The following is a 1,099-nucleotide window of genomic DNA, read 5'->3' on the forward strand; positions in this document are numbered from 1 at the left end:
AGATACCCTCGCAAACTTCTGCCACTGTAGAACCGACCCTTGACCAAGCATGATCCCAATCATAAATGTGAACATATCCCTTCCATGGTTGAGAAGGGGGGCGGTTCCTCCGACCCATTCTCACACCACGTCGCGTTCGATTCCAGCCTCTGTCCTCGGATCCAGGCCTCCAAAGCCTTGAAAGCCGCTCCAGCTCGGGCCAGTGTTTCTCGGGGACGTGTGCCTTGATGCTCCGCTTCTGGTGCACCTAGCACTGCCGGATCACCGCGTTCTGGCCCCGGGCCTGCGTCACGGCCACGTGCAGAGCCTTCGAGCCATCCAGCACAAAGCTTCTCCCGGTCACTTCGTCCTCTTAGCCTAGGTTGCGCAACGGGTGGTGTGAACAATTCGATTTCCCAGGGAAATCGAGACGGGAGAGGTCCAGGTCTTCACTACATTTCGCGATCGGGAGTCAGCCGCTCGGGGAGGTTGAGCTTCAAGGCCGTCAGGATCTTGGCTTGCTCAGCGCCTGGGCGGGCGACCCGGCGTAGGGCCAGCGTCCGGCCGTCGGTCGTCTCCAGCAGGATGTCGCCGATTTGGAGGCTGCCCAACGTCCGGAGGATGACCTCCGGCGTCATGGGCCGGGGCTTGGGTGACGCGTTGGGCCGGAGCCGATCAGGTTTGCGGATCTCCGTTTCCAACCCTGTCTGCTTCGACAGGTGATCCAAGGTCTTCCAAAGGGCGTAGGCCAGGACGCAGACCATCACGTGGGCCTGAGTCCGCCCGCTATAGTGATGCCAGACAGGGCGAAGGAGCAATTCGCTTTTGAGCACCCGGAACGCGTGCTCCACAACCGTCAATTGCATATAGGTGTCCCAGAGCGGCTCGGCCGACCAGCCCGATTGGTTGCTCCGAAGCAGATAGGCCCCGTCGCGGGACAAGGCCGCCTTGAACTTGGCCACGTTCCACGTCCAGCTCAGTTGAGCACGTTTTGCTTTACTGACCGTGATCGTCACGAACGGTCGGGCCTTGGGATAGCGGCCGGTCAGCCGCCCCACACGCTCCAGGATCTTGTCGCGGCTTTTGAGACGGCCGGTGGCGATGAGTTGCTCAAGCCGGC

General features: G+C 61.3%; 1 protein-coding gene. It reads right to left on the reverse strand.

The window, feature by feature from the left end; translation table 11 throughout:
• Nucleotides 1-431: 431 nt before the first annotated feature.
• Nucleotides 432-1,099, reverse strand: a 668-nt coding sequence (locus tag AC11W3_RS08625; protein WP_484092837.1) for a transposase, incomplete at its 5' end; no start/stop codon positions are given.

Source organism: Geomonas sp., assembly GCF_056994735.1.